Genomic DNA, 25,659 nt, shown 5'->3' with positions numbered 1-25,659 from the left:
GAGATCAAAGAAATTGAATTTTTTGATATAAAAAATAGAGGTATCTTAAAGAGTTTAAAAAGAAAATTTAAATTGGAACTGCTCTCCTATCTAAAATACCTATATTCAGTAATTCAGCTATAGATGTAGAATTCTCATGTGATGCATGGGCAGGGCTTCCACTATTGCTGATTCTTTTAATTATTATATAAATGTTAGTATCCACGCTTACATTATGCAACTTTAATTCTATCCAACTATGTATGTAAGTAGTTGCCTCAAAAGGCCCGTGAGCAATTACAGTAAAGTATTGCGAAGATCCGACTCCCGTAACCTCTAATATGTTACCTCCACAGTAAAGACTAAATGTAATATTAATCACAGAGCACCCATAATAGTAACTACCTAAATAATGATTGGTAACTCCAATACCACATGGACCAACTAGGCATATATACTGGATATAAGACGCTAAGTAAGGTACCAGCGTAATGTTAGCATTACCCATGCAACAGTAATCTACATATAATAACTTCATAGGGGTTGCAGACTGCGGTATTAGGAAGCTTACGTAACCGCAAATTACTTCACCGCTTGTTAAAGACTGTTCAGATAGGAAGCAGTTGTAAGGAATTAGGTCACAGTCTCTATTTAGAGTATAGTTTCCTTCAGTAGTAACTAATATAAAGTCGTTTGCACACAAGCCCATTTTACCGGGACCGAAGTATTTCATTTGAATTTTATACACTACATATTTCATGTTGTTATTACTCTGCCTGCAGGCCGATGCGTGATCTAAAGTGTAGTTCAACACTGTAAAGGATAGGAGATGCGCTACCGATAGTCTGATCGTAATATTTAAGTCTCCTATATAGCTTTCATTAGGGTACTGAAAGGTTATCCTGAAGTAGCCTGTAGCGCAACTAGGTATTATCAAATTGCTTGCATTAGAACTAATTATCCTGAAATACGAGGGAGACACTCCTACAATACTTGAAATGTTTAAAGGTATTGAACATCCATTGTGGAACGAGTACGTAAAAGTACATTCTTCTCCGGAGAACTTAAAAGTATTAATACAAATGCCTGGAGAGTAATATGGGATCTTCGTTTGAAAGTTTATGTAGACATGTGCTATGTAAATAAGGTTTTTAACTGGCTGAGACACTGGGACAAAGAACAGCGTTTGGCCTGAGAAATCCTTATACACTATCTTTGTAGGAACTGCGCTTTCTGGGACCTTAAATACTAACATACCGTGGACTGAAACGCCCTTAGTTATTGTAGTAGCATTTAACATGTATTCGGAAAGATCGTAAATATAGGATGGTAATACTCTATTGCAAGAATAACAGTTCCGGAAAGTTCCGTCACTTGTTAAAATGTAGAAATCGAATGGCTTTAGGTCGAAGCTATTTCCTGAAAAGTATGAGACTGAAACGTTAGCTAAGAAGTACTTATAGCCTTCAACATTGCATAACTTTGTGAGCGGAGCAGCATTAATTAAACAGCCGGTTAGCTCGACTGAGACGTTAGTCCTGTCAAGTAAAGTTACATACAAGTTACAGTAATAACTTAAGGTGTTTGAAGTCGGTATTATCTCCAAGGTAGCAGTTTCGGTTCCTCCAGGATTTAAGTACGTCGGTTTAAGGTAAACTTTGAAGTGAGACTGGTTTGTTACTGCAGAAAATACTTCTACTGGGATTGATGAGTGATTTGAGTATACTGTTATAGTCGTAATCTCTTTTCCACTTAAAAATAATGTACTATGGCTAGTGGTAGACGCAAATAACTCTGTGTCATTAGAAAGCTCATGTAATTTGATTACTGATATTGCCTTATAAGGCGTTGGGAAAGGAGTTGATACGTGAACTAAAAGTGTAGAGTTTGAGAACACTATACATTCTGGTACGGATCCCTTAGGTATGATGAACGGAATTGTAATATTTATCTTGTTACCAGGTAAAAGTTTATAAGAGAAGCGCGAAGAATACGTTGAAAATCCTTTAGGAGAGCATAGTAAGCTCGATGTCTTTAATTGGAACTCATTCTGGTTTACTGTAATAGCACTAGGTAGGTTATTGGTAACTGAAACGTTAACAATGTAAGCCTGCTCATTAATCCCTTGATATTCTGCGACTCCTGTAGCGTTAATGTCTGAGACTGTCAATGAGACTTCAGAAGTTACATGAGAGGTAGTAGAGGAAGAAGTTGGTGTAGGAGTAGTGCTATGCGACGTAGTAGGCGAAGTTGATGGATGATATATTAAAAATATTCCTAATATAGCACCAACTACAATTATTGCTAACACGCCTATAATAATAGGTAATTTATTCATGGATAAGGATATCAGAAATGCTTAAAAAGTTTTTCTATTCAGCAATTTTTAGACTCTATTAATTTGTACAAAAAAATAAAATGAGTTAACACTCCTAATCATTACTTTCCGTCTCACCGAAAAGAGTATTATGCAGTAGTTTAATGAAATTCCTTTACTATTAAAAAAATAATGATATTTACTCACAAATTAATAAATACTTTTAATTTTACCTCTTAGTCTTATGGCTTGCTAGAAAGAATTTTTCCATTTAATAAGACGTATTTCTTATATATTTTTAACGTTACGTTGTACTTGATTAGACCTTAAAGGTCAAGGTAATGCGATGTATATATAACAATACTGTATGAGCATATGATTCCTAGTGTTTCATAGAGTAGGTGCGTTATTAATGCCCAATGGTTTGCCCTTGACCTTCATAGTTTGACTAAGTATAAACTAAATCCCATTCGTTACCGTTTAATGTTTTCATGTTACTGTTGGCTTCACTACATATTTCTAGAGAGCTGTTTTCTAACTTCTCGATCTAAACTTGGAAAATCTCTTAAACATTCCTCTTTAATATTTTCTCATGTCTATTACAAGGAGTTTAGTCGATTATCTCAATAAGTTAAGGAGGGAAAACGGAGTACCTCCTGTCAATTACGCTAATACTGGTACGGCAAATTTAAGGGTAAACTACATGTTGAAGGAAAGGCTTTTCAGCCACTACGACAGGGATGGGAGACCTCCCACTTATTACTTCACATCCACCGGGAACTACTACGGGGCTGAGGAGTCCATAGGGTTCACCAGCTCAAATCTGCCTTACTTTAAGGACGGTGTAGTAGCGTTGAAAAGCGCTAAGCAACTTATTTATAATATGGTATATAAGGATGAGGATAGCGACTGGGGGCATAGGGATTCCGTCTTGGATCCTTGTTTCAATTACGCTGACGTCTCTATAGCTTGGGACGAGAGGTATCTCTTCCTCGATATTATAATGGTTGCGGACTGGATAAACTGGGAGAACTCTCCTAAATATACTAACGGAATTTTTTCGATGAAGGGAAAAGTTAACGTCATGATACCGGATAAAGTCCTTATCTTTTATGATGAACCCAGCCCTTCCTATACGCAAAGGAGGAGTTACGATTACGGTAAGCTAATAGCTGGAGTTCTTCCTAAAGATTATTACTTTGAAGGTGTAAGCACAATTACTGCAAGCAAGTGGAGGATGGACGGAGTCATCGACGTAGAGTTCCCTTTGAAGATAGAGAAGGGGATTTACACTATAGTGGTTACTGCTAAAGACCCTAGAGGAATAACCTGGAGTCCTAAAGTCCAGAAGTCCCGTATAGGAATGTGCAATATACTAACTTATTCAATAAAAGGATTCTAATAAGGACACTACTAATCCTATAATGCGTCAGCGCTTTGTTGTGTACTTCTATTTTCTTACTCGTTAATCTAATTAATTTTTCTTAAATTCAAAATCAGACGTTGTGTTAAAGATAAGTTTTACGTAAATTTTGATAAAAATTGAAGTATTCCACAAAGCGATGTATCGGTTAAATACTTAAATTTGCTTAGATATTAAGCTATATATTTTCATTATAATTTTGAATCCAGCGTTAATTTGAAATTAAGTTTAACGTCAACTTATATAAAAAAGGAGGGTATGGAATAGTGTACCGAAAATTTCTTGGGCCTTTAATAGCATTCGATAGGAGTAGTGCAGAACAAATAATAAAATATAGCGTAAGATACTTAGGAGCAAAGATGATAATAACTACTGAAGATAAATGGGACTTCTTAACGAGCCTCGGAGGGAGGAAACTCTATGAATGTTTTAGGATGAGAAAAGGAGATAAGGTAAATGAGGACGGATCTTTTATACGGTATTTTCAGATGGACTTTCGGTTAAATTCAGACAGCTTGTCGTAAAACGGTTTTCAATGTTTTCCGTTATTAATTAAATGCAAACTTAAATTTTCCTTGTTATGGGAGGAAGAATTTTTATATGTAAAGGTGAAATTGAAGGAAAATCGTTCACCATTTCTCGAAGTATTTTTAAGTTATATGTATTATAAACCTTGATGAAGAAGTATTTAATCATGATGCCTTTCACCTCATATAAAATTTCCTCTTACATTAACTGCATTAAACACCACTTTGATGAACAAACAGCCCATTCTATAGCATTTCTCCTTTCTTTAAAGTTAAAGGAGAACATTGAAGGATTTTATGTTGCGGACGGTGGAGTTTACTATATGGACTTCATAAACGTACCTGTTGAAGAAAACTGCTCGGAAATAATTAAGATCGCGAAAGGCTACAGTCCTAAGGAGGTAAAGAGCTTTGCCTCTAAAGTATTTTTAGAGGCTAAGTATAAGAGGTACGTGAACTACAATGAGAAGGAAGCTGAACTGAGGAAAATAGTCTTCGGCTAATTCCACAAGTAGATTCGTTTACTACAACTATTTATTTTATATACTTCTTTTTCCTTTTTCCCTTATGAAAGTCGTTTGTCCAGTCTGCAACAGGCTTTTTGAAGCTGAGTGTTCACCATATAAGGAAATGTACAACGGCATTATTTACTACTTCGATACTGAAATATGCCAATTAACTTTCAGACAGAACCCCGAAAGGTTTGTTTATCACTGTGATAAGCAATAAAAGGGATTCACGATCTCTTGTATTGTAATGCTGCAGAACATGAGAAATTTCGTCAGGGAATATTAAGCCCAATAACCTTTTTTTACGTCTTCTAATTTAGTAGCCAAAGCTATTTGGAAGTATCTGAATACCTCTAGTGTAAAGGCTACTGCGTCCTGATCGCTCATGTTCTGTATTCTATTGAATATCTCGTTTACAAGCCTTGTTAGGTCGTTAAATGTTTGTTTTTCCATTTCATATTTTGTTAAGTCTAGGATTGACTTTATGTCCTCCTTGCTCTTAGCAGTCTTAAGTGCTTCATACATCTTCATTACTGGACCCCTACCGCCGTGAAATAATGCATCTTCAGGGAACCTTAACCACCTTGCGTAAAGTGAAGCAACCTTTTTTGCTTCTATTTGCATCGGTGATGACATAAGCTATTCTTTCTTTCTCCGGGTTATAAAGGTTTATGAGAAGTGTTACTTTGACAGCGTTGTCCTGTTTAGTTTGTAAGTATCGCTAGACCGAATTTCTCCTTTATGTGTTCAAGCTTATATGAAGGGGCCGGAACGTTGTGTATAACAAAAGTATTACCATAAAAGGTTTCAATAACCCAGTCGCCTAAGTGCACGTAAGCCGCTATACCCTTTTTCGAACTTTCATTGACTACTTTTATTGACCTCACTTCACTCCAAGGGACTACTAAGTCTCCTTTAGGTAATTTCCTTTTAGCCTTCTTACCCAGAATCGATGGCATTATTATTAATAATAATGCAGTCACAGTTACAACGAGTATGGGTGATTTTAGGAACCTAAAAATAAAGAAGCATGTCATGATAGAAATAAGAAGACTAATCAAAAGGTTACGAACTGAAAGGCTAGCATAAATAGTATAAAATAGGTTCCTCATTTTTTACTTTATAAATCCCAGTACTGTTGGATACATATAACCACTTACCGCCATAAGTTATTCAGAATATTCTTTTTCTTCAAGGTTATCAGCATAATCACTCATAAGATGTTCTATCCATTTCACAAATGAGAATTCTAAGAACCGCTTAATATAGTTTATATCCAGGGGATTTTTGTCCCAATGGGTACTCCTTATCTGGTAAACATACAAAATTGACAATTTACTTAAGATTATAAAGACTTTAAGACCGACGTAATGTGCCAAAGCAAGTGTTCAGCCTCGACCGGTACAGACGTGAACATTCCTCTTTTCTCTACTCCTGCCATTATATTTACATTCCTACCGCTAACTGAAGATACTATAAATGAGTACTTTATCCTCTCCCTTTGCTCATCCAATGAATAAACAAGCCCTTCATTAGAATTTGACACGTGAAGGTTGTACTTTTGTAAAGCTTCGCCCACTTTTACGTTTTCGGTAGTATCATAGGGATAAAGGAAGGCAACTCGGAGTAGTTCCTCTTTCAAATAAATGAAAATGCCAGGTTAAAGGTATAAAGAACTCCGGTTTAGTTAATATTACGTGTAGTTGTGGGGAATAACTAAGCCTTTCATTAACCCACATTACTCTTCACCATTAATAACTCAGCATTGTTGAGTATTTCAATAGGAGTTAAGCTGAGTTCTTATTAATATTACCATATATTAGCGACTCCCCTCGAAAGATATTTTAGCCACTAGGTAGATATCGTATTGTGTCTACCGTTTATAGTATACGCATACCTAAAAAACTTAAGGAATTAATGGATTCCGTAAACGTGGATTGGCAAAAGGAGATAAGTAAGTTTATTGAAGAGAAAGTAAGAGAGGAACTAATAAATAAGTATGTTGAGGAAAGCGTTGAAAACTTAAAAAAGATGAAGGTAATAGAAAACTCCGAGCTAATCAGAGAGGACAGAGAAGGTTGATATTCATCCGCGATAGCCTCATTAGGGATAATTTACAGATAAAACGCACAAATAATAAAAACAACGCTAGCAAAAGGTTTGGATTTAGCATTTGCCGAAATAGCATGGAAAAGGATAGTCCTATTCGGAGATAATAAGGAAGTTATATTAAAACAATTAAGTAATGCAATTAGCTTTATTGAAAATACTTGCGATGTAATTAGTCTAAAGGATCTTATGGCTGACGCTGGCAATAAATGAAAAACTACCTTTTTATGATTCAGCATTCCTTTATCTTACATTGAGAGAAAAATCTAAGCTTTTAACTACAGATCTGAAATTTTTTAATAGAGTTAGCGACGAGCTTAAGAAATACATAACCGTACCACAGTAATACGAAGTTGGAGTCAAATCAGAACTGAAGAAATGAAAATCTGCTGTACACAAAAATTAGATATAAACAAATTTACGATAAATCGGAAAATTTGCCCAAGAGCTTCTCTACCTCTTCTAAGATCAAGAGAATATCACTTTTTGCCGACTCATCACTTGGATAGGGACTTAGTATTCCCTCTTTATCCGGCCCGTTATATTGGTATTGATGGATTAATAGTGCGACGCTCGTATAAAGGTTTATTTCACCACCTATGACTTGTGATACAAGCTTAATTGTTGTAGTAGGCATTATAGCAATTATCCAATCAACTTTGTCTACCTTCTTCCCTCCTTTTATCTTAACTATCCCAGTAAATATAGACTGTAGTTTATCCCTATAATCTACAGCATATGCAGCAACTAATGCTTTCCACGCTTGATAAGCCTTTCCTGCAGCGTTTCTAATTAATCCTTCGTCAAGGAAACGTTTAGCCAACTCAGCCTCATACTTAGCCTCTAAAAGTCTAGTCTTCTTATATCCTGACATGTCAAACCAAGGCTTTGGCAACTCCTGCATAATTTTTACTTTTCTTCAAGGAATATAAATTCACATTAAAGCATTGTCTTCTCCCTGTAGTTAGCGATAATCTGGTATGAATTATAAAAAGATTTTAAACTTTCCAGAAAATATGCTCGTATGAAAGTTCACGAGATTAAATTACGTTTTGTCAAATCCTTCCTCATAGAAGGAAAGGAGGATATATTGGTAGATGCTGGGACTCCGGGGAGTGGTAAAATGATAATCTCGAAATTGAAGGAGATGGGAAAGGATCCTAACAAGATATCGTATGTGATCTTTACTCATTCTCACATAGACCATATAGGCGGTGCATCAGAACTGGGAGAAAAGGAATTCTTTATCTACAGGAACGGACTTACCTATTTAAGAGAAGGTAAAGTTAGGAAGCCCCAAGTTCATTCTCCTCTCTTATCCATCCTGTTTAAGGTCGCTTCTCCTTTCTTAATGAAGCCGTTTAAAGGAGTTGAGGGAAAGGAGATAAAGGAGGGAGAATTCTTCCCTGGAGTTGAGATAATTTACACTCCCGGTCACACTGACGACTCTATCTCAATTTATCTTCCTGAAATTAACTCTATAATCGTTGGGGACACACTAATGGGAGGATTAAAATCACCTTCAATTTACGAGAATTATGAGGAGTTGCAGAAGAGCATAGAGAAGATTAAAGAACTGAAACCTAAAAGTATTTATGTATCTCACGGTAAAAGCGTTACTTAGAGTCCTCCTTTACAGAATATACATACTCTCCATTCTCCTTACGTAATGCAATATATCCTTCTTTCATTAATTTTTGAACAGCCCTATAAGCTGTAGACTTAGGTAATCCAGTTACTTTGACTACCTCTGAAAGGTTTTTTGCACCTTGTTTTATTGCGTCTAAAACTTTAGTATCTCTTTCACTAAGCCCTTCAGTTACTACCACGTCAGTTTGTACTTTCTTGTTCCTCCTGTCCAGTAAATCCTTGGTTACGAAAAATGCAATAATACCTAGGGAGACGTCAAATGCAATGAGAATCCAATTCATAATATCATCTACTCGTTTCAATATTTATCTTTTATGATCTTAAGGAAAGAGGGAAAAAGAAGGGGTGGTAAAAAATAACTAATACCTTATTTATAATACACTGCAATTATAGGGCTGTTGTAGCTTATTATCTCCGGGTTAGGCAGAACTGTGTAATAGACTGTTATGTATACATTATAAGATCCTGAATTCAGATAGACTGTAACATTTGAAGGGCAGTATATATATTCTCCGTCAAATATGTGGTATGTCATTTGTGCAGTACCATTCTGCATTCCTATTGTTATATTAAACCAACCAAATACGTTTTGAATTACAGAATTATTTACAATCTTTATTATATACACTCCGCTGTGGTAAACGTTAATTACTGCAGTTGAAGAGTAACTTCCGCTCTCGTTAGGATATATTGTACCTAAGTTTATGTTTGTTGAGTAAACTACTGCAGGATTACTGTTTACTGAAAATTGAAGGTTTGCTAAATATCCCGTTAGATCTTCTAGTCCGAACGCTGTACCTGCTACTAACAGCCCTACCAGCAGTGCTATGAGGACGTTTTTCTTTATCATTATAATAAATTAGAAAGCAGTTCCTTAAAAGGTAATGAGTTTGTCCGTTCAAAAGTCTTTTTAAAGTTTTTTATAATGAAACTAGCGGAATCCCGCTAAACTTTACGAAGAATTTTAACTAGGAGGAGTTCCACTCACCTCATTAAGGAAAGACTTAAAAATTGAGTTTCTTGAGAGCGAAATTCCCTTTTGAGGAACGCTTCCTCCTTAACTGTTATGTTTGAGAAAATTAGTTATTATAAAAAGGCGTACTCGAACTGGATTTCAGTAGTGCTAGCAAAATTGAGAAAAGAAAAAATGATTAAAGCGAAACTGAGACATGACGGAGAAGGAATCTGTACTTCACCTTGTATTGCAGCAATTCCTTATCTTTTAGCCAAAGGCTTTGATGTATCAAAATTTCACTTTAAAGACGGAAAGCTGTATTACGAGAATAATGAGATAATTCAAGATTCTTGGTTGCTTGCCATTTTGTCAGCCTGCGGTTTCGTTAAGGCGGATGGCATATTTTACAATAATAGATACAATGTCAAGTTTAAAGTAGTCCTGCTTTCGGTTTTTGAAGTTTTTTGCCTTAAATCTTACAACGTGGAGGTTAATGGAAGGGAAGTAGTTGACGTAGGAGCAAATATTGGGGATTCAACATTATGGTTTGCACTGAAAGGGGCTAAGCACGTATATTCCTTTGAGCCACTACCGAGCGTGTATTCTCTCGCTGTAGAGAATATTAAATTAAACAACATAGAAGACAAGGTTACATTAATTAATGCCGCAGTAGGATCAAAGGACGGAGAAATAGCAGTATCGTCTAACGTAAAGCTTGAGGAATCCTTAACGTATACCTCTGTTGGTAAGGGAAACGTTAAAGTCCCAGTATATTCGCTCGAGAGGATAAGTGAAATGATTAATGATCCTTACCTACTAAAGATGGATTGCGAAGGATGTGAGGCAGACATAATACTAAATTCTCAATTAGACTTCGAGAAAATAGTGTTTGAAGCTCACGAAAGGAAAACCGGAATAAAGAATAAGAAGTTAATATCTAAGTTGGAAGGAGAAAAGTACAGATGTGAAAGAAGAGAAAAAACTGCAAAAGGAGTTGAAGTCTTCTATTGCGAGAAAACAGTATAAGGCGATATCATTTTTATATTCCCTGTCTAATAGATAATCATGGAAGTTGCAGTATACTGCGGGAAAATATATAGCTGGACTAATGAGGTCTGTAATCACTCGGGCTATACAGTGCTAGATTATAACTCAGTGAAAGATTGGGTAAACTCTCACGGTGAAGGAGATTACCTAATTTTCGGCACTGACGTCATGCCTTATTCGTTATACGACTATCCTAAAAGACCAATAAGCGAAACTTTAATCTTCAAATTCATGGAAAGGGGAGGTACAGTAATTTGGGCTGGAGATATTCCATTTTATTATGTTGACAAAGAAGGGAAAAAGGAGGAAATTTTCAAAAACGCGAATCCTTTCCCTTTTATTCCTCAAAACTTTGAACACAGACCGGTGTCTAACACTAGTGAAAATACTATCGTTGGAGAAATGCTGGAGTATGAACACAAGGACTCTTGGAGACCTGTGGGAATTCATCCTTTATTAATTCCAATAAGTAAGGTTTCTGAAAACTCGTACTCTACTTGGATTTACAAGCACGGTAAAGGTAAGTTCGTCAGAGTTTACGACTCCCCTTACGTTAACGCAAAATATGTATTAAGCTTACCGGAAAGGTTATCTAAACTGGGCATAGGAATTAGAATAAGGAACTTCAGGAGGTTTAGTGACTTTAAAATGGTCTTGCCTAAAATTAAAATTGGAGTAATAATAGGCAAAAATAACGTTGGAAAGACTTCAATCTTAGAGGCTTTGGCGATGCTAGGGAATAATGCGGATAAGATAAAGAAGTTTAGAGGAAAAATAACTGATGGATTTTCTGAAACTGAACTCTTCTTGAACTATGAATACTATAAAAGCAAGTTTTCCGACTCTAAGGTAGAAAACGATCTCATTGCTAACGTTATATTAATATACTCCCACCTTACTGACGAGGTGCCGGAAGTCAGCTCCTCGTTACTGAAGAAAGTTACTGACTTGTTGAGTTATTTTGATCCAAACATATTTTACGTATATAATTCTCCCAGCGGAATTAGAGTTCTATTCAAGGATAAAACAGACATTTCAATTAACGAATTAGGCTACGGATATAGGAGTTTGATAAATTTCGTAATCTCTTACTTAGTTTACCAACCTAAGATTATATTAATTGACGACTTAGAGGGTTTTGCCTTCCATCCAGAACTTCTTAAAGCATTTTACGATTTCCTTTTAAAGCTCGACGCAGAACTAATACTGATTACAACCCAGAGCAGTGACGTTTATTATTACCTAGCTAGTAAAAACTCCGACGATGTTAGGTTCATTTTGATTAACGAGAATTACGAGGTATTGACTTCTGAAGAGGCTCTTAATATTGCAGAGTACGAGGATTTAAGGTATAGGGTATTAAAGGGCTCTGGTGGGTCACACTGAAGTTAAATAGTGGCAAATTTGACATTGAGATTATACTTGGAGATGGTAAGTATGATAGACAAATTGTTAGAGAAACACTAGAGAAAAATAAGGGTAAATATTGTGAAATATCAATATTCATACCAGAAAGCGGTATTAGTGGCAAAGGAGTGGTTAGCAATCCTGGTATTGATGGTGTTTTTAAATTTATTAAACTAGACGTAAAATTTTCCTTAAACTATATTGTAATTATAGATAAGGAGCATTGTAACTCTTTAGATTATGAGAAGTGTATCAACCAAGGTGCATGTAAATACGGCATTAGCATTAGTAGTTTAGAAAAACTTACTACCGATTATGATGTATATAAAGTATCTTGTGAAATAGCGCAGAAGAGATTTTACATTTATTTCGTTTTTATGGGATTCTATTGTTGTATTGAAGATTTTATTTTAAAAATTTGTAAAAATTCTATAGAAAAATATGAGGGAATAGGATGCTGTGAGAAGTACAAAACGCTTTACAAGAGACTATCAAAAGATGATAGAGAGAAGTGTATAAATAAGGCTGAGGACGAATTGTTTGAGAAAATTATAAAGCGAATTCTGGAAAATTTCCAACACTAGAATCGATATGCACATTTTCAATGATATTAAATCCTTAGGAAACGGGTTTATTCAGAAGAATAAATGGCTTCATAGACTTATTAAAAGCATCATTAGGAGTGCTTGATCAAGATATTATAAATAAGGTTGACATATTAATAAACACGTGGATTAAACAAAATACTTAACAACGCATATAACGTTAAAAATTTTATTCTACCATTCCTATTAAATACAAATTGGATACATTCTCACCAAATTCTAGCTATTATTGGTATCACCTTCCAGACTTTCTACTGCGGCCCTAAATAACCCTTGGAGATAACCGATTGCGTGAATCCTCCCCAGCACTGAATAACCCGGGACGGACATGGTATCTCCTAATAATGTGGGAGTGTGATCTACCCTAAATGGACCGTAAAAGCCGTGCCTTACGTACTCCCTCATTGCCTCAAATTGCCTCGTAACACCTTCGTCAATGAACACCTCCTCAAACCTACTTTTATTACCAACAACCTCCCTAAAGTGCACAAAGAATATCCTCTTCTTCTCTAGAAAGTGCCTAACTACCGAGACTAAATCGCCAGCCATTAATGAAAAGATCGAGTGGTCAAAAGTTATACCATTATATTCACTGGGAAATTCCTCAATCAGCTTATCAAAAGCCCCAACAGTATTCATTATCCTAGCAACGCCGTTAATTTCATCCAAAGGAGGGTCATCGGGATGAATCGCCAACCTAACGTTAGCCTCCTCAGCTATAGGTAAAATAAAACTCAGGAAATCCTTCAAATTCCTCCACAGTGTAGCCTTATCAATTTTCCCCAATCTCGGAGGTGAATCTTTCAAATCCTCCTCATAAAAGCCCGAGGTGAGTGCACCTCCCCTACCTTGTAGAGCAGTCCTAGTCCTTAACCAACCGTCCGGCATCCAATTATAACACCAAACTTGTATCCCCAACTTACCCATGTTCTCTATCAACCTAGCCACACTTTCTAACTGTTCCTCCTTTCCCGGCAAGCCATACATTATCTTATCCATTGGAGGATTATCCTCAATTACAGTAAGCTTAAACCCAGCGTCCTCAACCATCCTTTTATAATTAGAGAGTGGGACGTAATCCCAAGGGTCGTAAGCCCTCCACTGCCTCCAATCAGGGTACCACCTTGGGAGTATTCCAGTAGCCTCGTCTACACCAATCTGTTTTAAAATACTCCAGAAGGGTGTAGGAGAACTCTCAAGCAAGATTTCCGCAATGCGGATCTTTTGCATATTATTATTTATTATAAGGAATTATTTATTCCCTTTTCAAGCCAGTATACCACTAACAAGTCGTAATGTAAAGTTCTCCAGATTTAGAGAAAGCTTCTAAAGCAGACTCTCAGAATTTTTAAATCACTACTTGGAAAGGGAAATATGGATCTGGGTTTAAAAAATAAGGTTGCAATAGTCACCGGAGGGTCACAAGGCATAGGTAAGGGAATAATAGATGTATTAAAAAATGAAGGAGTTATTACTGTTAACTTTGACGTTAAGGAACCTTCATACGACGTCGATTTCTTTAAAGTAGACGTTTCAAACAAGGATCAAGTAATAAAAGGAATAAACTACGTTATGTCAAAGTACGGTAGGATAGACATCTTAGTTAATAATGCGGGAATTGAAAGTTACGGTTCCGTCCACGAGGTAGATGAGGACGAGTGGGATAGAATAATGAACGTAAATGTGAAGGGAGCATTTTTGATGTCAAAATATACTATCCCTCACATGTTAGATAAGGGCGGAGTCATAGTAAATATTGCATCAATACAGTCCTTTGCAACGCAGAGGAGAGTTGTAGCATATACTACGAGTAAGCATGCATTACTGGGCTTAACTAGGAGTATCGCGGTAGATTATGCTCCTAAAATAAGGTGCGTTGCCGTGTGTCCGGGATCAATTAGAACACCATTATTAGATTGGGCTGCAGAAGAGGAGGTTGGGAAGGAAAACGTTGAAGAGAAGATAAGAGAGTGGGGAGAAATATATCCAATGAAGAGAGTAGGCAAACCGGAGGAGGTAGGGTATTTAGTTGCTTTCCTCGCTTCAGACTTAGCTTCTTTCATAACAGGACAGTGCGTTACAATTGACGGAGGACTAACTGCTCTAATCCCTATTAGCACTCCAGAGAAACGTTAGTTTCTTTAAAAAGTTCTTCGTCCTGAGTTCCAGATCTTTGAAAAGCTATTTTAACCTTATCACAATTTATGATATGAATGACGTCACTCGATAATGCGACAACCTTGTGCAAGAGAGCGTTAAATTACCTAAGGGTTGCAAAGAAAGCATTTGAAGAAGGGTTTTATGACGTTTCAGCAACTAATTGCCAGATCTCTGCTGAATTGCTAATAAAATCTACTTGCTTTTAGGTTTTACATATCCTCAAACGCATAATGTCAGAAAACTTCTTGCGGAATTAGCTCACATTACTAAAATGGACGAAATAAATAAGATAGTCAAGGAAAAGAGGAAAGACCTCAGCTTAGTAGAGTTAAGCAGAGTTGAAGGGCAATACTCTCTGGTTGATATTGACTCTGAGCTTGCAACTGATTGCTTGGATACTGTAGAAAATACTATATTACCTTTAATAAAGAAAATATGGGGTAACAAGTGGTGTGGGGATTAGATTACATAAAGTACCTGGAGAACAATTGGCTTAGCATTGCGAAGAAGGTTAAAGCAATTGCAGAAAAGCACGGCAAGGTTGATAAGGTAATAGTTTTCGGTTCGGTAATTAAGGGGAAGGTGACGGGAAGTAGTGATTTAGATATTGCGGTATTTTATAACGAGGAGCTTACAAGCAAGGAAAAGATAAGGAGAACCTTGGAAATCCTAGATGAGGTGAATGAGGAGATTGCTGACATAGACCTTCAAGTCCTATCGAAGAGCGAGGAGGAATTCTTCCTTAAGTTTGTTGGGGAATACGTAGAAGTATAAAGCAGGCGTAACCTTAAGTAGGGTTTCTATGCACGTGCAAAACTGTATGCTTATTAACTTAACGTGCAAGTTTTATAATATGAATTGGACGCTTACAGTCAAGAACTTTGGTCCGTTTAAGGATTTATCAATAGACTTGAAACCGCTGACGATATTTATAGGTAGGAACAGCACAGGCAAATCGTTACTCCTGAGGCTTTTGTGGAGCATTTCCTCTGCTGAGCCAAAGGATTTTGAAAAGGAATTTGAGAATCTAGGAGGATATTCAAAGAAAGGTACGCTTTCACTAAAGGATAAGGGAGCCGTAAAGGAGTACGCAAAGCTCTACATGAGGGCGTTTTCCATCTCCTTACTTAAAGGCATTGAGAAAAAGATTAATGACGTCTTAGGTATATCAGGGGGAATAAAAATATCCTCAGAACTTACGACTCTAACTGTAGGGTCTTCAATAGAACCCAGCTTAGATGAATTAGTAGAGGTTGAGGTTGAAAGGACTTCCCCTCTAAGTCTAGTTTTTAAGGTTAAAGGAGAAGAGGTAAGAGAAGATAATATATATACAAAGGACGATTTAGATGACGTGTTGTTCACGCGTTCCATGCATTTTACTTATTCGTTATTTTACCCACTCCTTAACCCTGGAGTAACAACGTTTCTAGTAGACGGTAGGGCTAATTTAACTGAGTTCTTACAGTCATCTATAAGGTTATATGACCTTCTAGACCCAGTAAGTAAAGAATACGTTGATTCCTACTATAAACTCTTAAATGAGTTTAATGAGGGCAAAGTCGACATAAGCATGTTGAGGGATTTCTTAGACGAACTAGGCTTTAAGGTGGTAGAGAAGGACGGGTTTAAATTGCCTTATGTGGAAATGTGGAATAAAACTAACTTGCCCCTTTCACAAGCTCCTTCAGGGATCAGAGAATCGCTTTCTATTGCCTTAGCTTTAGGAAGTCAAGGAGTCTCAGTAGTCTATATCGAAGAACCTGAGGCACATCTACACCCTAAAGCACAGAGGATATTAGCGAAACTCATAGCAAACGCCGTAAATAATGGAAAGTATGTCCTTCTCACAACACACAGTGATTATCTACTTTACTCTCTGAGTAATATTATAGCATTATCACGTAAAGGAACTGGAGCCTTAGAGCCAAATAAGGTGGCTGTTTATTTGCTGAGGAGAGAAGGCGAATTTTCTAAAGCAGAAAAAGTTAGGGTAGACGAAGAAGGAATCTCTGAGGAGGAGTTTACGAAGGTTGCAGAAGAAATTCTAGACGAGAGGGACTATATATTTGGTTGATATTTGCAAACTTTCAGAGGCCATTAAATGCAAAGTAATTAACCTTGACGAAGTAATTACGTCATCGGAAAAGCACGCTGATTTCTTAGTACAATGCGAGAATGTAGTAATAGTTATTGAGGAGACTAGAAAAATGAAATCTACAGACATTATCCAGGTAATCGAGACATTAAACGATGTAAAGAGGAATAAGAAAAAATATGATATTAAATCGGAACCTCAAGAATTCTTTGGAATAGTACATTTCACCAAAAGTGCTGATCCTATTTCAATTAAATTTCTTTCAACCAAGACGGGGAAAGATTTTATTTTAGATAAAGCTAACTGTTGTGAAGATTTAGTAAGGAAAATTACACATATCACATTAAGGCGGTAGTGCGAGGGCTATTGGCTAAGCCTTGAGTTTACGTAAGTCATGGAATACTCAGTATATTTCTATTTTAACGTTAAAATTTTCACATCAATTTAATATAATAGCCGACATAGTTAATATTACTCTAAAGTCCCTCTCGCCGTCTTATTAAAGCATCAATGCTCTCGTCTTTAGATTCCGAAATTTTAATGTTACTATACTTATCGAATTCTCTTCTTACTTTATTAAACTCGCTAGATAAGCTAGTGGTTAATAGCTTTACTTTTACCACTGCGTATCACCGCTCTAGGGTCTAAGCCTAACTTTAAATATTCTTCAAGGTCTTGTATTTCTTTTGTAATTAAGACTCCGTCCTCATCTATATCAACATCAATACATTTACCGTCCTTTGCAATATCTTTTGCTACATCAAGGTTATGCGTAGTCACCAAGACTTGGGAAGGTATACTGGAAAACCAAGCAACTACCTTGCCCAATAATGAAGGGTTAAAGTGGGACTCAATATCGTCCCATAGAATTATACTAGGCTTTAAGTACTCATATAATATCCTCGAAATTATGTAGATTTTAATTCCCTCTCCAACGTCGTTAAGTCTTACCCTCTTGCCATCCTTTCTAATTAAGTAAAAAGTATAAGTTCCACCAAAAGGTTCTAACGTCATTGTTAAATATTTCTCAACGTTAATCTCGTTAATTTCCCCAAAAATCTCAGTAAATATTTCAGTATAGTTAGAAATTTCCTCCCAATTATCTTTTATAAATTTAGCGTAACGAGCCATTAATCTTGGACTTAAATATAAAGCCTTTGCCTCTTTTTTATTTTTACCACTTTTAACATATTTTATAATATCGTCGTATTTTACCTCATCTCCCCTCAGCTCCGGAGGAAATGCAGTATTATAAAACCTATATATGAACTTGTTACCTTTTTTAACTCCGTGAAGATACGCCAATAACTCCAGGGCGTCATTAAATCCCGGAGGTTTCTGTTCAGGGTCTGAGAGTAAATAAATTGCGTCCAAAATCGTAGTTTTTCCGGCGTTATTTGCGCCAATTATAACATTAACCCTATCAAGGTCGAGTTTACCGTACTTTATCCCCCTAAAGTTCTTAATCTCTATCTCGCTAAAACCTGCTTTCTCGACTTCATTTACTACAGTTACTTCCCCCTCATAAACGTTCAGCGAATTCACTTTCACTCTTGCAGTATTATCTCCGCTATTGGCAACCAAGTAAATTGAACCCTGATGCCTTGGCAATCCGAGTGAAAAAAGAACAGAGTCGTCTATCCTTAACTCTACCCTCTCGTTAGCCAGAAGCTTCAATGTATGACAGCCTGTTAAATCTCTACCTGCATTAATCGTTTGGCATTTGCCATCTTCATTTACTATTATTAATCCAGTCCTAGAGTAATGAGGATCAAAACCTATTGCAATACTACCTTTAGAATAATATTTCCCACACCCACCCAACATCTTACCGTGGCATTCCGGTACAGCGTCTGGTTCACTTTCTGCAAAGAGCCCTAATATGAGGTTATCAGCATCGCCTTCATAACAATAGCTTAACTCCAGATATAAGGGAGTTTTCACTTCCCTCTTGGAGTATAGATAAGCTAATGAATTCTTCTCGTTATTAAGCAGGAACTCGTCATTTACTTCTGATTTACTTTCACATTTATCGTATTTAATCACCTTAAAATCCTCCGGGTATGAGAGAGTAAACACCTTGTCCTTAGGGTATTCATTATCATTACCCTTAAACAAGTAAACGTAACGAGTTTGAGTATTAACGTAAACGTATAGTTTACCTTTTTCTCCATACGCATTTAAGACCCTTTTATTGTCGTCTAAGACGTAATAACCTTTAGCGTCAAAGTTAATAATCATCAGCCCTTGCTTGCCTTTAACTCTATATAGCATACTATAAAATTCGTGAAAAGAGATATATGTATTTACAAGATTGGAGGAAGTTATTAAAAAGTGAGTTTCTTTGAGATTTCACTAGGTCAAATTACCACTAGTTAGTATTTCGATCTCTCTTATCTCCATTATTTCACATTAATAGCCCCTATGCCTAGAATCTCAGATTAAACTTTGCTTTAACATAATTCAGTTTATTTATTGGGTCGTCGACATTAGGAATTGTTATATCTCTACCGTCCACTGTTATGACGTGCCAGTCACCAATTTCCTTAAAATCTGGAGATATAAAACTAGATGATACAACCTCCTGCCTAATATTCACTACGCTTATCGTTTTCACCTCACTCCAAGGTACTACCAGATCACCTTCTAACCTGTTAACGTTAAGCCTCTTTCCTACTTTCACTAATTTAATTATTCCAAATATTCCTCCTGCAATAAATACTAGAGATAAGGATAGTCCTATCATTTTATAAATAAAAAAACTTACGGAGAGAGTTAATAATAAACCAAAAATTCCAAACAGTATAACAAATAACAGAACAAGAACTCCTACTGCAATACCTAGTACTCCTACAAAATTCTTTGTCCTTTCAGCCCTATTTAGTGTATATATTCCGTCATTTATTGCTGCATACAAAGGAATAAGAACCCTAGGCGTCAGCAGTTGATATTTAGTCTGCAAAGGGTTAAGTACTACAATTTCGTTGTAGCTAAGTTCTCTCATCAAGATTTTCGTCACAAGACAAATTATATGCTTTTCTGACTCATGGCGTGAGTCAAAATTACGTAAAGTTGACTCATACTGTGGGTCAAAAACATGATATCTGGATAGTGTTAATGGTTTGTCAAAATCTGTCATAGCACTAAGATCTTTCTGTTTGACAAACATTAGGAGAAAATTTAAGGAGAATTGCACTATATTCCACAATGAACATTGTACTCAGAATCCTTTGGACAGGGGGAGTAACGAGAGTCGCCCTAGAAGAGGCTAGAAATATTCCGGGCTCTAAGCTAATAGTTTACAGAAAAGCAAGGACGTATTACGATTTATCAAACGTGAACTTACAAGTGCTCTTTGAAGGAAAATCAAAGGCAATATACCGCTTCATAACTTCAATTTATGCGGGGCATAGGGGAGAAGAAGCCACTGTCGACCTAGATAGGATAATTAAAGCTAAGGACTTAATTAAAGGACCTTCACTATTCCACGACCAATTTGCCGGATTAACGGGTTACCTTCGTTGGAGGAAGTATAAGGAAGATTACGCAGTTTACATTCACGAGACTTCCTTAGATTCTCAAGGAATAAAGTGGGCTTTACCAAGATATCTGGAGAAGAAGATCCTGTCACACAGTAAGCTAATAATAACTAACAGTAAGTGGAACGCCCAAATACTCTCTTCTCACGGTTTTAAGTCAGAGGTCGTTTACCCTGGATGTTATCCTAAAGAGAAGATTAACCTGGAAAGGGAAAAGATAGTCGTTGCAGTATCTTTATGGGATGAAGGAAGGAAGCCTGAAATTTACGGGAAATAGCCAAGAGGATAAAAGGTAAATTGATTATGGCGGGCTCTTGGGCTAGGAATGACACACTGGAGGAGTTTAAGAGGAAATACAAGGAAGTAATAGTTACTGGCCCTTTGAAAGAGGATGACTTACATGCTCTTTACGATAAGGCTTCTGTCTTGATAAGGTTCGGTTTCAATGAGAAAGGCCCTGGAATGGGGGTTTTAGAAGCAATGTCCCACGGTTTACCGGTTATAGTGAATGATGGATTAGGTAGTAAGGAGTTAATTGACGGTAACGGTTACGTAGTAAGGGACTGGGAGGAGGCTGTCGATAGGATTAATGAAATTCTGGAAGATGAAGATCTGAGGAGAAAGATGAGCGTTAGGTCTTGGGAGATAGCTAATGAGCTGAGTTGGAAGAACCACGCAATGAGGATTAAGGAGTTAATGGATAGGTTGAGTTAAGAGTAGCCGCTGTTAAACTTGTACCGAATTAGGACTAAATCATTACATGTAAACTTTCTTCAGTTAAATCTCATGAACTAGATAAGATTTAAAACTAATAGGAATACATAAATAAATTATGCAACAAGCAACAGTAGTAGAAGATGCAATAGCCACTTACCTACCTAGTGAGGTAGTTTACTTTGATGGATCATCAGCAATTCTTCCACAAGACTATGTACTAAAAGAGGGCAACCTAAGGCTATTTGTGCCTAAAAGCAAGATTGGTGACGTAGTTAATGCTATGGAGAACGCGGGATTCCATGAGGAAAAAATGGAATCCAAAGAAGAGAAGTACTCCTTAGTAATGAAGATTTATAATATTTGGGACCTTCACGTTAGAATATATCCCGACGGTTTTATTGATTCCCACTTTGAAGTTAGTAGAGAATACCTTGAGCACTTAAACTATGAAACAATACCTTCAATTTATGAACCTTTTGAGTTCTATAGGACTGCTTACAATAAGCTTCACATATTTGATGCAGTAGCTAAAAAGTGGATAAAAGAAGTGAGAAGTAACTATCTAGTCACTTTAAACCCTCCCAATGCTTTAACTCAGTGGAAACCCATATCAGTAATTGCTGGAGTATTGGCAGGTATAGGATTCATTGCATATGCACTTTCAAGGCTAGATAAGGGAGAAGTAAGTGAGAATTGAAGGTATAATATCTCAGAATAACGAACTATTAGTAGACGGATGTTTACGTAAAGGAGAAAATAAATTTCAAAGCAGATTTAAAATAGATACGGGATTTATAGGCTACGATGTAGCCATTCCTGCTAATATCGCAGGCGAATTAGGATTAAACCCTTCTAAAGTTGAAAAGTTCTCCATTGCCTCTGGATCTATAAAATTGCTCGCAGGAGACGATGTTATTCTGTGCTTAGGAAATAAACAGTATAGGGCTTCCTATGTTATCTACTACAGTAGAGTTCCTTTACTTTCCGTTAATTTCCTCAAAAATATAACTGAAATAATGATAGTTGATTTTATCAGGAATTCGGTAGTAATAGTACTAAAGTAAATGACGTCATTTTCTTATTACCTTTAATATTCTCTATATTAAGTTAAACCGTAAATAAGAAGTGTTAGCGTTAATAACTCATCTAACTCAATGGTTCAAGCAGTGTTGTTCTACATTGAACTAGTATAGAAACAATTACTTTGATTTACTGTTACAAGTTATTTACACGAGCTCAATTCTCCTTAAGTTATTGGTAAGTAGGGAAAGTAATTATAAAAACTTATCGTAATTCATTTCAGATTGTATAAGCAATATGTGGAGAAGAGGCATATAGTTCTCCTATTACATAATACAGAAAGAGAGAAAGAAAGTTTTCCATAAAAAGTTATTCTAAGTTGTCATCTTTTTCTATAAATAATTTTTATCGCGTCATTCGTGGAAAGGGATTTAAAAAGCTTACTTTGTTTTTCATCAATTTTCATGCTTAACCCCTAGTAAATTAAAAGAAGATCGAAGAAAAATGATGGACATATACAAACTAAACTTCGGTGTAAGGTTAGCAATAGCCTTACTTGGTCTAGCATTAGCAGCAATGGGAATGGTACACATATTTTCAGCAGAAATAAGCGACTCAGGCTTAATAGGTTAAAGTTTTTTAATATTATAAGGGATATCTTTTTAAGTTAATACTCAACTTTTTCTCGTGTTAATTGAGAAAGAGAAGTTAATTCTCTCAGAGCTTCTATATTACTTACAAAGATTCGGGGATTTAAATCCTAAGGTTATTGGCGCAATATCAAGAATTAAGGATGCTGATAAGGTAATTGATTGGCTCAGGAAAAATTTTGAATATAGATTAGCACCATTTCCAAGGTGGGAGGCTTTAGGATTAAGAAAATATTATGTGACTATTTATTCAAACTATTCTAATATTTCCTTGTATGATTTATATGACCTCTTTGATGGTACTCCAACCTTTATCTTAAGGGACGTTCTTAACCCTCTTGTGATTAATCTTCTAATTTATTATAACTCCTCAAAGTTTGATGAGGTTCTAGACTATTTGCAAGGTGAGGGAATAATTTACCATTACGATATTCATGAGGTTAAGGAAGAAAAATTCTACCCAATTGATTACTCAAACTTTGATTTCGAAAAGAGGGAATTTACTGGACTTCTATCTTCTCCTAAAGAATCCTTTGAACTACCGGACTTAACTGAAGGATTTACTCCAGATGATATTGACGTTAAAATTATAGGTAAAAAACAAGCAAAATCCGTTTCCTCACTTAAGGAAATATCTACCCTGTTAGGAATTTCATTTAAAGACGTCCTTTATCATACTCAGGCTCACGTTATAGGCAAGGGACTAATAGTAGGATACTCGATATATTTATTCAAGCCAGATTTTAGGCTTGAAATAAGCTTTGGAGAGAAAGAGACTTTAGAGGAACTTAGTAGGATACCCAGCATGTACCTTAGTTATAAGTTGGATGATGGAATTTACTACGCTCATGTATTTGATAACTCATCTAGGCTATTAGATTACCTGGACTTCATCTCTAGTCTAAAGAGTAGGGATACTATAGAAGTTTACATTCATCCATTTAACTCAAAGTATATGCTAACTGCATCAATTCCTTATGAACACTTCCAGAACGGAAGGTGGAACTTTAACACTCAGGTTATGATGCTAAGGGCAGAGAAGTTTGCAAAGTCAATAGAGAAAAACGAATAGATAAAAGCAGTACTGACAAGTTAAATAACGACGCCAGCTATTGCTTTTAACGATAGTAAGTGTAGATATAGTATCGTTATTAAGTTATAAATTGAGCTTACATTCTTTTTATATGAAGTGCATTATCATTTATGGACGTCTATTATTCAAGATAAATATACTTAGAAATTTTAATGAAATTAAAAGGAGTAAGATAAACTAGAATTCAATAAAAATGACTACTATGTATGCAGATGCTGTTTTTTAGCGTAGCTATCTTGAAGATAAACGAAACAATAATTAACTGCCGGCTTCTTACCTAAAACTTTATTGTCAGATTATGTAATATATTACACATGGCAGAAGTTCTAGTTCTTTCGAAAGTGCTCTCAGCGTCTCTAAGCGATACTGAAGTTATGAACCTTTTGGCGGAAATTAAGGAAAGCGACCTTGAAAGAAAATGTGGTATAAACAGGGAGACCGTCTGGAAGAAAGGGAAGGTAAATGAAATTAGTAGGGAAACAAAGGAGAAACTGGTCTCATTCATACTTAATGAATACGGCACAAAGAGAGGGTTAATGATGGTTGCTGAAGTGAAGAGGTACTCTTACGTTCAGATACTTCTAGAGCTTATTAGAGAAGGACTTAGCGAAGAAGAAAGAAGGAGCTTGAAGTTATAATAGAGAAGGAAAGCGTTGTGAAAGGCAAATAAGCTTCTCAAGGACATTAATCGTAAATGAGAAAAGAAGATAAATTAAGTACTAAATTTAGCTGGCATGAACCTAGCATAATCCGTATAAATATCATTTTGATACACTTTAATACTAGTTTCTGTAAAAACACAGTAAATCAAAATACTTATTAAGTCCACTACATAAAAGTGTATTATGCCAGAGTACATTGCAAGGTATATCGTGAGGAACAGGGAGATCACCGTTAAGTATTCTGCAGAGAATGATGACGAAAGCGTTAAGCTGGCTAATTCCATTTGCGAAAAACTAGAGGAGAGAGACATTGAGGAATTAATTATAGATAAAATAATTGGTAGTATTATAAGTGCAACTATAGGTAATTCAATAGCAGAGGATAATAAGGTTCTGGGTACTGTACTAGGCGCAATATCTGGAGCCTTAATAGGTCATATTATAGATAATTTCATAACAGAAACCATTTATAGTAAGAAGTACCCTTGCATTAGACCCAGGCAACTATCGGAGTTACATAAGTATGTGGATATTAAGAGATTAGAGGACGCAGTTAATGCACGCTAATTAGATAAGGAGTGACATGAACATTCTCTTCATCACGTTTTACTAGGATCTTCTAACTTAATCCTCTTATAGCCGAACTCTATGGTCAGAACTCTCTCCCTTTGAGAATGCTGTATGAAACGCATCAAATACTCTCATACCTTGTGATATAAGTATGGAAGCCCTTAAAACTCTATCGTCTAAACTCCTAGTGATCTCCATAACTGACGTGACGATCCAGGCCGTATTTCTTGCTAACTAGCATTCAGATATGTAGCTAAAGAAGTAGTTATGTAATTTTTATAATCCTTTAGGATACGTAGAGCCTTTTCCTTAGAAAGAAATCAGTATCAGCGTAAACCAATTTCCTTCTCAGCTTCTTCCCTAATCATCTTCTTCAGCTCCTTAATAGGGATGTCTGGCAATTTTTTACCCTCTTCTTCCAACGCCTTTATTGGGTCCTTTACTCTGGGGATTAACATTATCCCGTAAGGTAGATCGACAACGTAAAACTCGTTGGAGTTAAACTTCTCTCTAATTTCTTTAGGCAAGTAACCCTCCCTTTACTATCAACCTTAACTATCATAAGTTAACTATAAGAAGACTCCTAAAATCACTTAATAGTATCCTTGCATTCCTATTATACGTT

Annotated in this window: 34 protein-coding genes and 1 pseudogene; 23 read left to right on the top strand and 12 right to left on the bottom strand. The window is 36.1% G+C overall.

From position 1 onward, the window contains the following. Positions 1-67: 67 nt before the first annotated feature. Positions 68-2,317 carry a DUF4352 domain-containing protein gene (locus HS5_RS01855; protein ID WP_236752381.1) on the bottom strand — a complete coding sequence of 750 codons (2,250 nt, stop codon included), beginning with the start codon at positions 2,315-2,317 and terminating at the stop codon, positions 68-70. A 571-nt stretch (positions 2,318-2,888) separates the two neighbouring features. On the opposite strand from HS5_RS01855, the gene HS5_RS01850 reads away from it, so the two are divergent. The 4 genes from HS5_RS01850 to HS5_RS01835 all read left to right on the top strand — a co-directional run bounded on the left by HS5_RS01850 (position 2,889) and on the right by HS5_RS01835 (position 4,975). Further along, a complete protein-coding gene (locus HS5_RS01850; RefSeq protein ID WP_236752380.1) occupies positions 2,889-3,698 on the top strand; it encodes a CAP domain-containing protein in 810 nt (269 codons plus the stop codon). Between the two features lie 242 nt (positions 3,699-3,940). Next, the gene (locus tag HS5_RS01845; RefSeq protein WP_346729574.1) at positions 3,941-4,243 is read left to right on the top strand and encodes a hypothetical protein; all 303 of its coding nucleotides are present in this window, start codon (positions 3,941-3,943) and stop codon (positions 4,241-4,243) included. Positions 4,244-4,395: 152 nt separating this feature from the next. Next, positions 4,396-4,749: a hypothetical protein gene (locus HS5_RS01840; protein WP_236752378.1), complete on the top strand. Its 354-nt coding sequence runs from the start codon at positions 4,396-4,398 to the stop codon at positions 4,747-4,749. A 64-nt stretch (positions 4,750-4,813) separates the two neighbouring features. Then, positions 4,814-4,975, top strand: a complete 162-nt coding sequence (locus HS5_RS01835) for a YHS domain-containing protein (RefSeq protein WP_236752377.1) — start codon at positions 4,814-4,816, stop codon at positions 4,973-4,975. 62 nt (positions 4,976-5,037) lie between these two features. Here HS5_RS01835 and HS5_RS01830 read toward each other — a convergent pair whose 3' ends face one another. The 3 genes from HS5_RS01830 to HS5_RS01820 form a co-directional block, all read right to left on the bottom strand. After that, positions 5,038-5,391 carry a hypothetical protein gene (locus tag HS5_RS01830; protein WP_236752376.1) on the bottom strand — a complete coding sequence of 118 codons (354 nt, stop codon included), beginning with the start codon at positions 5,389-5,391 and terminating at the stop codon, positions 5,038-5,040. 68 nt (positions 5,392-5,459) lie between these two features. Continuing rightward, positions 5,460-5,792 carry a hypothetical protein gene (locus tag HS5_RS01825; RefSeq protein WP_236752375.1) on the bottom strand — a complete coding sequence of 111 codons (333 nt, stop codon included), beginning with the start codon at positions 5,790-5,792 and terminating at the stop codon, positions 5,460-5,462. Between the two features lie 308 nt (positions 5,793-6,100). After that, positions 6,101-6,397, bottom strand: a complete 297-nt coding sequence (locus tag HS5_RS01820) for a hypothetical protein (protein WP_236752374.1) — start codon at positions 6,395-6,397, stop codon at positions 6,101-6,103. A 227-nt stretch (positions 6,398-6,624) separates the two neighbouring features. Here HS5_RS01820 and HS5_RS01815 point away from each other — a divergent pair, with 227 nt between their 5' ends. Both HS5_RS01815 and HS5_RS01810 read left to right on the top strand, forming a co-directional pair. After that, positions 6,625-6,837, top strand: a complete 213-nt coding sequence (locus tag HS5_RS01815; protein WP_236752373.1) for a VapB-type antitoxin — start codon at positions 6,625-6,627, stop codon at positions 6,835-6,837. A 78-nt stretch (positions 6,838-6,915) separates the two neighbouring features. Then, positions 6,916-7,077, top strand: coding sequence for a hypothetical protein (locus HS5_RS01810; RefSeq protein ID WP_236752372.1), 162 nt, complete (start codon positions 6,916-6,918; stop codon positions 7,075-7,077). 205 nt (positions 7,078-7,282) lie between these two features. On the opposite strand, the gene HS5_RS01805 is transcribed toward HS5_RS01810, so the two are convergent. Further along, entirely contained in the window at positions 7,283-7,768 is a 486-nt protein-coding gene (locus HS5_RS01805; protein WP_236752371.1) for a PaREP1 family protein, read from the bottom strand. A gap of 120 nt (positions 7,769-7,888) precedes the next feature. Between HS5_RS01805 and HS5_RS01800 the strand changes: the two genes are divergently transcribed. Further along, positions 7,889-8,488 carry an MBL fold metallo-hydrolase gene (locus HS5_RS01800; RefSeq protein WP_236752370.1) on the top strand — a complete coding sequence of 200 codons (600 nt, stop codon included), beginning with the start codon at positions 7,889-7,891 and terminating at the stop codon, positions 8,486-8,488. On the opposite strand, the gene HS5_RS01795 is transcribed toward HS5_RS01800, so the two are convergent. Then, the gene (locus tag HS5_RS01795) at positions 8,481-8,795 is read right to left on the bottom strand and encodes a helix-turn-helix domain-containing protein (protein WP_236752369.1); all 315 of its coding nucleotides are present in this window, start codon (positions 8,793-8,795) and stop codon (positions 8,481-8,483) included. The two genes, HS5_RS01800 and HS5_RS01795, sit on opposite strands and share 8 nt — an antisense overlap. A gap of 86 nt (positions 8,796-8,881) precedes the next feature. Further along, positions 8,882-9,364 carry a hypothetical protein gene (locus HS5_RS01790; RefSeq protein ID WP_236752368.1) on the bottom strand — a complete coding sequence of 161 codons (483 nt, stop codon included), beginning with the start codon at positions 9,362-9,364 and terminating at the stop codon, positions 8,882-8,884. Positions 9,365-9,553: 189 nt separating this feature from the next. Between HS5_RS01790 and HS5_RS01785 the strand changes: the two genes are divergently transcribed. From HS5_RS01785 to HS5_RS01775, 3 genes are all read left to right on the top strand, one after another. Further along, positions 9,554-10,495 (top strand): FkbM family methyltransferase, encoded by a 942-nt coding sequence (locus HS5_RS01785; RefSeq protein ID WP_236752367.1) that lies wholly within the window; start codon positions 9,554-9,556, stop codon positions 10,493-10,495. A gap of 39 nt (positions 10,496-10,534) precedes the next feature. Beyond that, the gene (locus tag HS5_RS01780; RefSeq protein ID WP_236752366.1) at positions 10,535-11,902 is read left to right on the top strand and encodes an AAA family ATPase; all 1,368 of its coding nucleotides are present in this window, start codon (positions 10,535-10,537) and stop codon (positions 11,900-11,902) included. Positions 11,903-12,051: 149 nt separating this feature from the next. After that, positions 12,052-12,507: a hypothetical protein gene (locus HS5_RS01775; RefSeq protein WP_236752365.1), complete on the top strand. Its 456-nt coding sequence runs from the start codon at positions 12,052-12,054 to the stop codon at positions 12,505-12,507. 240 nt (positions 12,508-12,747) lie between these two features. Here HS5_RS01775 and HS5_RS01770 read toward each other — a convergent pair whose 3' ends face one another. Next, complete coding sequence (locus HS5_RS01770) at positions 12,748-13,758, bottom strand: mannonate dehydratase (RefSeq protein ID WP_236752364.1); 1,011 nt, start codon at positions 13,756-13,758, stop codon at positions 12,748-12,750. 144 nt (positions 13,759-13,902) lie between these two features. Between HS5_RS01770 and HS5_RS01765 the strand changes: the two genes are divergently transcribed. The 6 genes from HS5_RS01765 to HS5_RS01740 all read left to right on the top strand — a co-directional run bounded on the left by HS5_RS01765 (position 13,903) and on the right by HS5_RS01740 (position 17,138). Beyond that, positions 13,903-14,664 carry an SDR family oxidoreductase gene (locus HS5_RS01765; RefSeq protein WP_236752363.1) on the top strand — a complete coding sequence of 254 codons (762 nt, stop codon included), beginning with the start codon at positions 13,903-13,905 and terminating at the stop codon, positions 14,662-14,664. Between the two features lie 77 nt (positions 14,665-14,741). Next, a complete protein-coding gene (locus tag HS5_RS01760; protein WP_236752362.1) occupies positions 14,742-14,894 on the top strand; it encodes a HEPN domain-containing protein in 153 nt (50 codons plus the stop codon). Next, positions 14,885-15,151, top strand: a complete 267-nt coding sequence (locus HS5_RS01755) for a HEPN domain-containing protein (protein WP_236752361.1) — start codon at positions 14,885-14,887, stop codon at positions 15,149-15,151. The genes HS5_RS01760 and HS5_RS01755 overlap by 10 nt, the downstream gene beginning before the upstream one ends. Further along, on the top strand, positions 15,139-15,462 hold the full coding sequence (locus HS5_RS01750; protein ID WP_236752360.1) for a nucleotidyltransferase domain-containing protein: 324 nt from the start codon (positions 15,139-15,141) through the stop codon (positions 15,460-15,462). Before HS5_RS01755 ends, HS5_RS01750 begins: the two co-directional genes overlap by 13 nt. Before the next feature lie 79 nt (positions 15,463-15,541). Then, complete coding sequence (locus tag HS5_RS01745; protein ID WP_236752359.1) at positions 15,542-16,762, top strand: AAA family ATPase; 1,221 nt, start codon at positions 15,542-15,544, stop codon at positions 16,760-16,762. Next, the gene (locus HS5_RS01740; RefSeq protein WP_236752358.1) at positions 16,755-17,138 is read left to right on the top strand and encodes a hypothetical protein; all 384 of its coding nucleotides are present in this window, start codon (positions 16,755-16,757) and stop codon (positions 17,136-17,138) included. Before HS5_RS01745 ends, HS5_RS01740 begins: the two co-directional genes overlap by 8 nt. 121 nt (positions 17,139-17,259) lie before the next feature. Here the strand turns inward: HS5_RS01740 and HS5_RS01735 are convergent, their stop codons facing one another. The 3 genes from HS5_RS01735 to HS5_RS01720 form a co-directional block, all read right to left on the bottom strand. Next, positions 17,260-17,406, bottom strand: a complete 147-nt coding sequence (locus HS5_RS01735; RefSeq protein ID WP_236752357.1) for a hypothetical protein — start codon at positions 17,404-17,406, stop codon at positions 17,260-17,262. Continuing rightward, a complete protein-coding gene (locus HS5_RS14560; RefSeq protein ID WP_276574441.1) occupies positions 17,378-19,057 on the bottom strand; it encodes an AAA family ATPase in 1,680 nt (559 codons plus the stop codon). The genes HS5_RS01735 and HS5_RS14560 overlap by 29 nt, the downstream gene beginning before the upstream one ends. Positions 19,058-19,211: 154 nt before the next feature. Next, a complete protein-coding gene (locus HS5_RS01720; RefSeq protein ID WP_236752356.1) occupies positions 19,212-19,787 on the bottom strand; it encodes a conjugative plasmid protein (pARN3) in 576 nt (191 codons plus the stop codon). Between the two features lie 203 nt (positions 19,788-19,990). On the opposite strand from HS5_RS01720, the pseudogene HS5_RS01715 reads away from it, so the two are divergent. From HS5_RS01715 to HS5_RS01690, 7 genes and pseudogenes are all read left to right on the top strand, one after another. Next, positions 19,991-21,036, top strand: a pseudogene (locus tag HS5_RS01715) (glycosyltransferase family 4 protein). 118 nt (positions 21,037-21,154) lie between these two features. After that, entirely contained in the window at positions 21,155-21,736 is a 582-nt protein-coding gene (locus HS5_RS01710; protein ID WP_236752355.1) for a hypothetical protein, read from the top strand. Further along, entirely contained in the window at positions 21,726-22,103 is a 378-nt protein-coding gene (locus HS5_RS01705) for a hypothetical protein (RefSeq protein ID WP_236752354.1), read from the top strand. The genes HS5_RS01710 and HS5_RS01705 overlap by 11 nt, the downstream gene beginning before the upstream one ends. Before the next feature lie 463 nt (positions 22,104-22,566). Next, a complete protein-coding gene (locus HS5_RS14430; RefSeq protein ID WP_256445556.1) occupies positions 22,567-22,692 on the top strand; it encodes a hypothetical protein in 126 nt (41 codons plus the stop codon). A gap of 54 nt (positions 22,693-22,746) precedes the next feature. Beyond that, the gene (locus tag HS5_RS01700) at positions 22,747-23,781 is read left to right on the top strand and encodes an AsnC family protein (protein ID WP_236752353.1); all 1,035 of its coding nucleotides are present in this window, start codon (positions 22,747-22,749) and stop codon (positions 23,779-23,781) included. 335 nt (positions 23,782-24,116) lie between these two features. Beyond that, entirely contained in the window at positions 24,117-24,440 is a 324-nt protein-coding gene (locus tag HS5_RS01695; protein ID WP_236752352.1) for a hypothetical protein, read from the top strand. A 207-nt stretch (positions 24,441-24,647) separates the two neighbouring features. Continuing rightward, a complete protein-coding gene (locus tag HS5_RS01690) occupies positions 24,648-25,031 on the top strand; it encodes a glycine zipper 2TM domain-containing protein (protein ID WP_236752351.1) in 384 nt (127 codons plus the stop codon). Between the two features lie 329 nt (positions 25,032-25,360). Here the strand turns inward: HS5_RS01690 and HS5_RS01685 are convergent, their stop codons facing one another. After that, positions 25,361-25,561 (bottom strand): AbrB family transcriptional regulator, encoded by a 201-nt coding sequence (locus HS5_RS01685; protein WP_236752350.1) that lies wholly within the window; start codon positions 25,559-25,561, stop codon positions 25,361-25,363. Between the last annotated feature and the right edge of the window lie 98 nt (positions 25,562-25,659).

This window comes from Acidianus sp. HS-5 (assembly GCF_021655615.1).
Taxonomy (GTDB): domain Archaea; phylum Thermoproteota; class Thermoprotei_A; order Sulfolobales; family Sulfolobaceae; genus Acidianus.
This window is presented reverse-complemented; position numbering and strand designations above follow the sequence as displayed.

Excerpts from the sequence above, each read along its gene's own strand:
- HS5_RS01855 (WP_236752381.1), bottom strand. The coding sequence starts at position 2,317 with ATGAATAAATTACCTATTATTATAGGCGTGTTAGCAATAATTGTAGTT.
- HS5_RS01850 (WP_236752380.1), top strand. The coding sequence starts at position 2,889 with ATGTCTATTACAAGGAGTTTAGTCGATTATCTCAATAAGTTAAGGAGG.
- HS5_RS01840 (WP_236752378.1), top strand. The coding sequence starts at position 4,396 with ATGAAGAAGTATTTAATCATGATGCCTTTCACCTCATATAAAATTTCC.
- HS5_RS01835 (WP_236752377.1), top strand. The coding sequence starts at position 4,814 with ATGAAAGTCGTTTGTCCAGTCTGCAACAGGCTTTTTGAAGCTGAGTGT.
- HS5_RS01830 (WP_236752376.1), bottom strand. The coding sequence starts at position 5,391 with ATGTCATCACCGATGCAAATAGAAGCAAAAAAGGTTGCTTCACTTTAC.
- HS5_RS01825 (WP_236752375.1), bottom strand. The coding sequence starts at position 5,792 with ATGACATGCTTCTTTATTTTTAGGTTCCTAAAATCACCCATACTCGTT.
- HS5_RS01805 (WP_236752371.1), bottom strand. The coding sequence starts at position 7,768 with ATGCAGGAGTTGCCAAAGCCTTGGTTTGACATGTCAGGATATAAGAAG.
- HS5_RS01800 (WP_236752370.1), top strand. The coding sequence starts at position 7,889 with ATGAAAGTTCACGAGATTAAATTACGTTTTGTCAAATCCTTCCTCATA.
- HS5_RS01795 (WP_236752369.1), bottom strand. The coding sequence starts at position 8,795 with ATGAATTGGATTCTCATTGCATTTGACGTCTCCCTAGGTATTATTGCA.
- HS5_RS01790 (WP_236752368.1), bottom strand. The coding sequence starts at position 9,364 with ATGATAAAGAAAAACGTCCTCATAGCACTGCTGGTAGGGCTGTTAGTA.
- HS5_RS01780 (WP_236752366.1), top strand. The coding sequence starts at position 10,535 with ATGGAAGTTGCAGTATACTGCGGGAAAATATATAGCTGGACTAATGAG.
- HS5_RS01770 (WP_236752364.1), bottom strand. The coding sequence starts at position 13,758 with ATGCAAAAGATCCGCATTGCGGAAATCTTGCTTGAGAGTTCTCCTACA.
- HS5_RS01765 (WP_236752363.1), top strand. The coding sequence starts at position 13,903 with ATGGATCTGGGTTTAAAAAATAAGGTTGCAATAGTCACCGGAGGGTCA.
- HS5_RS01760 (WP_236752362.1), top strand. The coding sequence starts at position 14,742 with ATGACGTCACTCGATAATGCGACAACCTTGTGCAAGAGAGCGTTAAAT.
- HS5_RS01745 (WP_236752359.1), top strand. The coding sequence starts at position 15,542 with ATGAATTGGACGCTTACAGTCAAGAACTTTGGTCCGTTTAAGGATTTA.
- HS5_RS14560 (WP_276574441.1), bottom strand. The coding sequence starts at position 19,057 with ATGCTATATAGAGTTAAAGGCAAGCAAGGGCTGATGATTATTAACTTT.
- HS5_RS01720 (WP_236752356.1), bottom strand. The coding sequence starts at position 19,787 with ATGAGAGAACTTAGCTACAACGAAATTGTAGTACTTAACCCTTTGCAG.
- HS5_RS01710 (WP_236752355.1), top strand. The coding sequence starts at position 21,155 with ATGCAACAAGCAACAGTAGTAGAAGATGCAATAGCCACTTACCTACCT.
- HS5_RS14430 (WP_256445556.1), top strand. The coding sequence starts at position 22,567 with ATGGACATATACAAACTAAACTTCGGTGTAAGGTTAGCAATAGCCTTA.
- HS5_RS01695 (WP_236752352.1), top strand. The coding sequence starts at position 24,117 with ATGGCAGAAGTTCTAGTTCTTTCGAAAGTGCTCTCAGCGTCTCTAAGC.
- HS5_RS01690 (WP_236752351.1), top strand. The coding sequence starts at position 24,648 with ATGCCAGAGTACATTGCAAGGTATATCGTGAGGAACAGGGAGATCACC.